This is a genomic window from Bradyrhizobium sp. S3.12.5, assembly GCF_040548225.1.
GTDB lineage: Bacteria > Pseudomonadota > Alphaproteobacteria > Rhizobiales > Xanthobacteraceae > Bradyrhizobium > Bradyrhizobium cytisi.
Genome location: NZ_JBEPRF010000038.1, coordinates 49783 through 56572 on the forward strand (window position 1 = coordinate 49783; position 6790 = coordinate 56572).

Below are 6790 nucleotides of genomic sequence, written 5' to 3' on the forward strand. Positions count from 1 at the left end.
CGTTACACCGCGTCGGCGGGCACGAAGCAACTGATGATGATGGCGCCGCGGTGGTGGACGTACCACACCACGGCCTGGCCGACCGGATTGCCGCGATCGCGGATGATGGCGCGCTCGGGCACCTCCATCCATTGTCCCTCGATCGGCACCCAATACGTGCCTTTGCGCACGTCGTAGTCGGTGCGATGGCCATCGGAGATGTCGCAGCAAGGTACGCCGTTCGGCGCGATTACACTCTTGAACCAGGCGCGGATGTCGGGCGAAACGTTGTCGTACTGGCCGTTGTCGAACGCGAACGCGGCGCTCGTCATCGCGGCGAGCCAAACGCACAGCGCAAGCCTGTGCATGCGATCCTCCTCATCGCGTGTCGATTCGTATCGTTGACGCGATTAAGCCCGAGCCGTTGGCTCATTGCATGCTCAAATAATATGCGGCGCCGAGGCGCCGCATATGATGCGTTGCGATATCGGGGCAGCTCTGGCGATGCCTACATCGTGCGCTGCGGCGCGGTTTGCAGCAGTTGCCGAACCTGCTCGCTGTAGAATTTTGCGTTGCCGGTGGTGCCGTGGCCGCGCGTCTCGGTGGTTGCGGGGATGAGATACAGCTTGCCGTTCTTGACCCGCTTCATCGCAGCGTCCGTCACGCCGGTCTCCGGCGGGTTGCGCTCGTCGTCGGCGGAATTGACCAGCAACAGCGAGGCCTCGATTCCCTCCAGCTTTTCGGCGGCATTGTAGTCGTGCGAGGACTCCCACTGGTAGACGAAGTCGTTGGCATCCGCCGTGATCGGCGTCGCTTGCCGTTCGTCGACGATCTTGTCCGCCTTCGCCGCGGTCGGCGCCTGTTGCTGATAGGCGAGTGTGCCGCCGATGCTGGCGATGCCGTAGGCCGTGATGGCGTACTTCATCATGCGCGGCTGGCTGGCGTAATTGCCACCATTGTAATCGGGATCGTTGCGGATGGTGTCGAGCATGATCCGCCGCATCATCCAGTTGCGCGACGCCATTTCGCTCGGCTGCGAGGCCATCGGCACCAGCGCGTCCATGTCCTTGGGATATGCCTCGCCCCACAGCCAGGTCTGCATTCCGCCCATGGAATTGCCGATCACGAGCCGCAGATGCTTGACGCCGAGGCCTTCGGTTACGAGGCGATGCTGCGCCTCGACCATGTCGTCGTAATTGTATTTCGGGAAGCTCGTCTTCATGCCGTCGGACGGCTTTGACGATTTGCCGTGGCCGATCGCGTCGGGAATGATGATGTAATATTTGGACGCATCGAGCGGCTGTCCGGCGCCGAACATCTCGCCGGCGAAGGCGGGTGTCAGCATGCTCGCGCCCGAGCCGCCGGTGCCGTGCAGCACCAGCACCGGTTGTCCGGTCGGTTCACCGACAGTGGTGTAATGCAGCTTCAGCTCCGGCATGACTTCGCCGGTGTGGAACTTGAAATCCCTGGCGACCCAATCGCCTTGTTTCGGCGCCGGATAGTCGGCGGCGAATACCGATGTCGAGATGGATAGCACAACGGCCGACAGCGCCGCGCAAGAAACTTTCATGTTTGTCTCCCAAATGTGCGGCTCATGGCTCGTGGCCGCGTTGCGCGCGATCTTATCAGCAGGCCGCCTGGGATCGAGAGCGGACCGCTGCTCACCCCCTGAAAAACATTTCCTCGATGTTGCGGCGCGCAAGTGGAATATTCGGACCCCTGTGACATGCGGCTGCATGCGATGTAGAATTTCGGCTTCTCCATCCGTCCTTGGATCAAATCGGGCTTCTACGGGAGAGACTGCATGTGCCGCAACATCAAGACGCTGTTCAATTTCGAGCCGCCCGCGACGGAGGACGAGATCCACGCCAGCGCGCTCCAGTTTGTGCGAAAGCTCTCCGGCTTCAACAGGCCCTCGCAGGCCAATGAGGCGGCATTCGACCGCGCGGTCGCCGAGGTCTCGGAGGCTGCGCGAAAACTGCTGACGTCGCTGCACACCCATGCACCGACGCGCGACCGCGAGGTCGAGGCGGAGAAAGCGAAGGAACGTTCGCGGCTGCGCTTCGGTTAGCGGTTCCGCCAGGCACGACCGTGATCTGGCTCACGGAAGCGATGCCCATCACGCGCGATGGTGTTCGCCGGGGTTTTGACAACCCGGAGCACGATCATGAGCCGCCGCCTTCTTCCACTGAAAGCAGGTGCCATCGTTTTCACGCTGTTGTGGACCGCGTGGATGATGTGGTGGAGCGGCTCGTTCTCGAGCGCGAATGTGGTGATCCTGGCCGTTTGCGGCGCAGCGGTGGGTTATCTCTGGTACCGCGCCATGCGCTGGCAATTCGAGCGCATGGGCATGCTGCCGCGGCGTGAGGATCAGGCGAAGTAGGCGCCTGCTGGTCCTAGTGGCCGTGCTTCTTCTTTTTCTTCTTTTTCTTGTGCGCGTCGCCTTCGGCATCGTCGCTCTCGGCGTCGTCGTCAGAGGACGCATCTTCAGCCTCGTGCACGGCGGCCTCTAACGCGGCGCGCTCCGCGGCCTCCTGCTCGCGCTGGCGGCGACGCTCGTCCCAGGCGTCGAACAGCTGCTCGAGCCACGGCAGCACCTGCTCGATCGACGGCAATTGGCCGGGCGGACCGGCTTCGCCGCGCGGGCCTTGAGGGCCGGCGGGGCCTTGCGGACCCACGGCGCCCTGCGGTCCGGCTGTGCCACGCGCACCGGCTTCGCCCGGCTTGCCCGGCAGACCGGCCTTGCCCTGCGCTCCGGCCTTTCCGGCCGGTCCCGGCTTGCCCTGCGGTCCCGGCTTGCCGCGTGCGCCGTCGGGGCCCCGCTTGCCCGGATGACCCTGCGGCCCCGGCCGTCCCGGCTCGCCCTGCCGTCCGCGCGGACCCTGAGATCCCTGCCGTCGCTGATCGTCTGCCACGCCGCTGCTCCTTCTGCGCACGCAAGCTACTTAGCGGCGTTTGACGACAGCAGCAATTCCGCCCGCGCATGATGCCGGGCTTGATTAACATCAATCGGCCCGACGGGGCACGGCCCTACGCGTCAATCGTGATACGCCGGCACCTCGATGCCGGAAGCCGCGTACAGCCTGATCTTATTGCGCAGCGTGCGCACCGACAGGCCGAGCACGCGCGAGGCGCGCGTGCGGTTGCCGTCGCAGCGCGCGAGCGTCTGAAGCACGAGCTCACGCTCGACCTCGCCGACGGTCGCGCCGATCAAAAGTGGAACGATCTCGTTGGGTGCAAGGAATTGCGCGCCTTGCTCGGGCGCCGCGACGTGAACAGTGGTCATCAACATACTCCCCGATCAACGCCCGCTTCCATCGTTGGAAGCGGATCGAGAACAACGACCCCCAAGCCGTAGATCTACGGTGGCCGGGTTTGGTTAATGAAAGGTTAATCGCGCGCCATCGCACGAATTGACCTTGGGAATGCCGCCGCGCCGCCGCGATTGGCACGAGATGCATAGCGATGCGGACCGATCTCGCCTCTCACACTGTGCGATATCCGCCGTCCACCATCACGATTGTTCCCGTGACGTAGGACGACAGGTCCGAGGCGAGGAAGATCGCGGGGCCGACGATGTCCTCGGGCTTGCCGGCGCGCGCGAGCGGAGTGTGATCGACGAAGGCCTGCACCAGCGCGGGATTGGTGGCGCGCACATTGGCGTTGAGGTTGGTCTCGATGAAGCCCGGCCCGATCGCGTTGACGCGCACGCCTTCCTTGCCGAGCTCGACCGCGAGCGCCTTGGTGAAGCCGAGCACGCCATGCTTCGAGGTCGTGTACGCCGCCGAGCTTGGCGTGCGCAGATGCACGAAAGACTGGATCGAGCCGATATTGACAATGCGGCCCTTGCTCGCGCGCAACGGCGCGAGAAAGGCCTGCGTCGTATTGAAGACGCCGTTGAGGTTGAGCGAGATGATGTCGTTCCAGTCCTTCGCCACCGTTTCCGTCTCGGCCGTGAAGGGGTTGCGGCGGGTGATGCCGGCATTGTTGACGAGGATCGAGACCTGCCCGACCCTGTCGGCGACGGTCTTTGCCAGCGCAAAGCAATCGTCGCGCCTGGTGACGTCGAGCGCAAAGCTCTCGGCCTTGCCGCCGGCCTTGCGGATCTCTTGGGCCGCCTCCGCGACCGTTTCGGCATTGACGTCGAGCAGCACGACCTGCGCACCCTCGCGCGCATAGCCGGCGGCGATCGCCCGGCCGATGCCGGAACCCGCGCCCGTGACGACAGCGATGTGGTTTGCAAGCAATGCCATGACATTTTCCTCCCGGATTCGTTTCTAAGTTTCATGAAAGGCTAACTCGAAATTAAGGGGTCGGAAACGGCCGCCTTGGCATACTGATTCCCATTGCTAAACGTTGCGCGCATGATGGAACGACTTGAATCCTGGAAATTGGCGCTCGAGCGCCTGCGGTCGGCGGAATTCGCCGACTGGGTCGAGGCAGGGCGGCTGGTGGCCGAGATCGTGCGGATGAGCAGCGATGCCACGCTGCGGCAGGCCGCCGAGCAGGCGCTGCCCGTGCTGCGCCAGGCCGCGGACAATGACGATCATGGCGTCACGTTGGCCGCCCGGCGCCGCGTCGGCGTGATCCTCGACGTCGTCCATGATCTGACCGCGCCGCGCTTCGGCCGCCGCAACGCGGCGCCGAAGAAACTGTCCAGCGAGGATCGCGCGCGCAAGATGCTGGGCCTGCCGCTCGCCGTGCAGCTCACCTGCGACGACATCAACCAGGCCTATCGCCGCGCCGCCAAGGGCATACATCCCGACCAGGGCGGCAGCGCGCAGGCCTTCATCGACCTTTCCACCGCGCGCGACGTTTTGATTCATCCCGGCGCGCACAAGGACGCGTGAGGGCGCCTCAGCTCTTGTTGACGCAGCTCGGATAGGGCGCGGCTTCGCCCGGCGTGATCGGGCAGAGGTCGATCGGGCCCAGATCGCGCAGGCGGGCTTCCCAGCGGTCGTCGTTGACCGGCGGCTCGTCGCTTTCGGGGCCGCGCTCGGCCCATTGGACGGTGTAATAGTCGGTCGCGCCCTTGAGCGTGATCAGCAGCGCGGTTTCGCTGTGCCGCGTCGGGCCGCTGTCGATGCGGCCGCATCCGATCACGGCAACAAAGCCCTCGAAGCGGCCGAACGTGGTGGCGCCCAGCGGCCTGGCGGCAAAGCTGTCGGGACAGGCCGTCTTGAACCCGCCTGCGATGGTGCCTGCGAAGATCTGCGGCGATGCGCCTGGCGTCAGCGTCATGCCCTTCTCGCCGGTGACGGTGATCATCTGCGTCCAGCGCTCGGGCGTCTCGCCCTTGAGTACGGCTTCGCGGATGTAGTGGCCGCCCTTGGTGTTCTCGAACACGGCAGCGAAAGTCGACGGCATCGCGAAGCTGACGAGCTGGCTGAAGATCGGCGAGATCACGCGAAGGGATTGCGGAGCCTGCGCCTGCGCCGTTGCGGCGAGCAGGAGCGATGCGGTGAGAGCGGCTAGCATCATCGTCCGTGCGCGCATCGGCCTGCTCCAAAAATCCGGGTTAAAAAAACGACCGGGCAAGGATGCTGGCATCGCATCCTTGCCCGGCCCTTGTCGTCCGCCGATCGAATTCTTACCAGCTGCAGTGACCGGCCTTCAACGCGTGATCCTTCAGAGCGAGCGGACTGGCGGATCGGCTCAGAGCGTGCAGCGGCGCTCGGCGCGCAGCTTGATCTGGAGCTCGGAGGCGGCCGTGAAGGTCGGGACCGGCTTGCTGACGACCTTGTAGGTCGAGGCGCCCCACTGGAACGGCTTGTAGCGGAGATCTTCGTTCCAGACCTGGCAGATGCCGGTGTTGTCCCAGCGGATCACGTAATAGCCGACCGCAGCGGAGGCCGGCACGGCAAACACGGAGGTGGCGATGCCGGCAACGGCACAGAGGGCGAGAACGCGACGCATGCAAAATCTCCTGATGGGGAAGTGTGACCTGAAAATTCGTGCGGTAAAAGCAGGTCCTTTGCAAGCCGAGGAGCGGCCGTTCACGGATATGTCAGATGGAGTCGTGCACTTGGTTCGGCCGAGTGCCCGGCAAGACACACGCGCTTAGCATGGCTCACTTCGCCAGCGAGGCCACCGCCTCGATCTCGATCAGCATCTTTGGATCGGGCAGGGCCTGCACCACGCAGGTGGTGCGTGCAGGAAAAGGCGGCGGGCCGAACGCGCCGGCATAGAGCGCATTCATCGCGGCAACGTCTGAGGCGCGGGTCAAGAGCACGTTGACCTTGGCGAGGTCGCGCATCGTGACGCCGGCCTCGTTCAGCACGCGCTTGATGTTGACGACGACATTGGCGAACTGCGCCTCGAAGCCGTCGGGCAGCGCACCCTTGGCGTCGAAGCCGGGAATGCCGGAGACGAACAGCAGGTCGCCGACGCGGGTCGCGAACGAGAGCGGCGCCTTGACATGCGGCGGGGGCGCGAAATGCTGGATCGGCATGGGGACCTCGGATGTAACATTGATGGCGTTCGCAGGAAGCGTAGCGGCATGCGGGGCTTGCTCCAACAGGAAACGCGAAAACAACCCCATGCACAGTAGAAATGATTGGCGGAATTGGAATTCGGGAAGGAAGAAATATCGCTTGACCCGTCGGGCAAAACACCGGCAGGATGGCATGGTGGCGATCATGCCCGAGAGGCCGGAATCCATCCACCCGTCATTGCGAGCGCAGCGAAGCAATCCAGAGTCCCTCCGCGGAAAGATTCTGGATTGCTCACATGGGGAATTGGTGTGTCAAGGCGGTTGTTCAGCTCTTAGTTCGATTGCACGCCAGCTCTTCGTCCCGACCATGGAGCAGTG

Annotated in this window: 11 protein-coding genes; 3 read left to right on the forward strand and 8 right to left on the reverse strand. The window is 64.2% G+C overall.

All coding sequences use genetic code 11. The annotated features are described in order from the left end of the window. Window positions 1-2 precede the first annotated feature (2 nt). Window positions 3-347 carry a hypothetical protein gene (locus ABIC09_RS35775; protein ID WP_354112191.1) on the reverse strand — a complete coding sequence of 115 codons (345 nt, stop codon included), beginning with the start codon at window positions 345-347 and terminating at the stop codon, window positions 3-5. A 140-nt stretch (window positions 348-487) separates the two neighbouring features. Beyond that, entirely contained in the window at window positions 488-1549 is a 1062-nt protein-coding gene (locus ABIC09_RS35780) for an alpha/beta fold hydrolase (protein WP_354112192.1), read from the reverse strand. Window positions 1550-1783: 234 nt separating this feature from the next. Between ABIC09_RS35780 and ABIC09_RS35785 the strand changes: the two genes are divergently transcribed. Both ABIC09_RS35785 and ABIC09_RS35790 read left to right on the forward strand, forming a co-directional pair. Further along, entirely contained in the window at window positions 1784-2050 is a 267-nt protein-coding gene (locus tag ABIC09_RS35785; protein ID WP_354112193.1) for a DUF2277 domain-containing protein, read from the forward strand. 96 nt (window positions 2051-2146) lie between these two features. Beyond that, window positions 2147-2362 carry a hypothetical protein gene (locus ABIC09_RS35790; RefSeq protein WP_354083516.1) on the forward strand — a complete coding sequence of 72 codons (216 nt, stop codon included), beginning with the start codon at window positions 2147-2149 and terminating at the stop codon, window positions 2360-2362. 13 nt (window positions 2363-2375) lie between these two features. Here ABIC09_RS35790 and ABIC09_RS35795 read toward each other — a convergent pair whose 3' ends face one another. The 3 genes from ABIC09_RS35795 to ABIC09_RS35805 form a co-directional block, all read right to left on the reverse strand. Next, window positions 2376-2894 (reverse strand): collagen-like domain-containing protein, encoded by a 519-nt coding sequence (locus ABIC09_RS35795; protein WP_148750580.1) that lies wholly within the window; start codon window positions 2892-2894, stop codon window positions 2376-2378. A 122-nt stretch (window positions 2895-3016) separates the two neighbouring features. Further along, window positions 3017-3265 (reverse strand): helix-turn-helix domain-containing protein, encoded by a 249-nt coding sequence (locus ABIC09_RS35800; RefSeq protein ID WP_148750579.1) that lies wholly within the window; start codon window positions 3263-3265, stop codon window positions 3017-3019. Window positions 3266-3464: 199 nt separating this feature from the next. Continuing rightward, entirely contained in the window at window positions 3465-4232 is a 768-nt protein-coding gene (locus tag ABIC09_RS35805; RefSeq protein WP_354037309.1) for an SDR family NAD(P)-dependent oxidoreductase, read from the reverse strand. 111 nt (window positions 4233-4343) lie between these two features. On the opposite strand from ABIC09_RS35805, the gene ABIC09_RS35810 reads away from it, so the two are divergent. Continuing rightward, on the forward strand, window positions 4344-4829 hold the full coding sequence (locus ABIC09_RS35810) for a J domain-containing protein (RefSeq protein WP_354112194.1): 486 nt from the start codon (window positions 4344-4346) through the stop codon (window positions 4827-4829). Window positions 4830-4836: 7 nt separating this feature from the next. On the opposite strand, the gene ABIC09_RS35815 is transcribed toward ABIC09_RS35810, so the two are convergent. From ABIC09_RS35815 to ABIC09_RS35825, 3 genes are all read right to left on the reverse strand, one after another. Next, window positions 4837-5460, reverse strand: coding sequence for a hypothetical protein (locus ABIC09_RS35815; RefSeq protein ID WP_354037336.1), 624 nt, complete (start codon window positions 5458-5460; stop codon window positions 4837-4839). A 174-nt stretch (window positions 5461-5634) separates the two neighbouring features. Next, complete coding sequence (locus tag ABIC09_RS35820; protein ID WP_187434763.1) at window positions 5635-5895, reverse strand: hypothetical protein; 261 nt, start codon at window positions 5893-5895, stop codon at window positions 5635-5637. A 154-nt stretch (window positions 5896-6049) separates the two neighbouring features. Continuing rightward, on the reverse strand, window positions 6050-6430 hold the full coding sequence (locus ABIC09_RS35825; RefSeq protein ID WP_354112195.1) for a RidA family protein: 381 nt from the start codon (window positions 6428-6430) through the stop codon (window positions 6050-6052). Window positions 6431-6790: the final 360 nt, after the last annotated feature.

Excerpts from the sequence above, each read along its gene's own strand:
- ABIC09_RS35785 (WP_354112193.1), top strand. The coding sequence starts at position 1,784 with ATGTGCCGCAACATCAAGACGCTGTTCAATTTCGAGCCGCCCGCGACG.
- ABIC09_RS35790 (WP_354083516.1), top strand. The coding sequence starts at position 2,147 with ATGAGCCGCCGCCTTCTTCCACTGAAAGCAGGTGCCATCGTTTTCACG.
- ABIC09_RS35810 (WP_354112194.1), top strand. The coding sequence starts at position 4,344 with ATGATGGAACGACTTGAATCCTGGAAATTGGCGCTCGAGCGCCTGCGG.
- ABIC09_RS35805 (WP_354037309.1), bottom strand. The coding sequence starts at position 4,232 with ATGGCATTGCTTGCAAACCACATCGCTGTCGTCACGGGCGCGGGTTCC.
- ABIC09_RS35775 (WP_354112191.1), bottom strand. The coding sequence starts at position 347 with ATGCACAGGCTTGCGCTGTGCGTTTGGCTCGCCGCGATGACGAGCGCC.
- ABIC09_RS35825 (WP_354112195.1), bottom strand. The coding sequence starts at position 6,430 with ATGCCGATCCAGCATTTCGCGCCCCCGCCGCATGTCAAGGCGCCGCTC.
- ABIC09_RS35800 (WP_148750579.1), bottom strand. The coding sequence starts at position 3,265 with ATGACCACTGTTCACGTCGCGGCGCCCGAGCAAGGCGCGCAATTCCTT.
- ABIC09_RS35815 (WP_354037336.1), bottom strand. The coding sequence starts at position 5,460 with ATGATGCTAGCCGCTCTCACCGCATCGCTCCTGCTCGCCGCAACGGCG.
- ABIC09_RS35820 (WP_187434763.1), bottom strand. The coding sequence starts at position 5,895 with ATGCGTCGCGTTCTCGCCCTCTGTGCCGTTGCCGGCATCGCCACCTCC.
- ABIC09_RS35780 (WP_354112192.1), bottom strand. The coding sequence starts at position 1,549 with ATGAAAGTTTCTTGCGCGGCGCTGTCGGCCGTTGTGCTATCCATCTCG.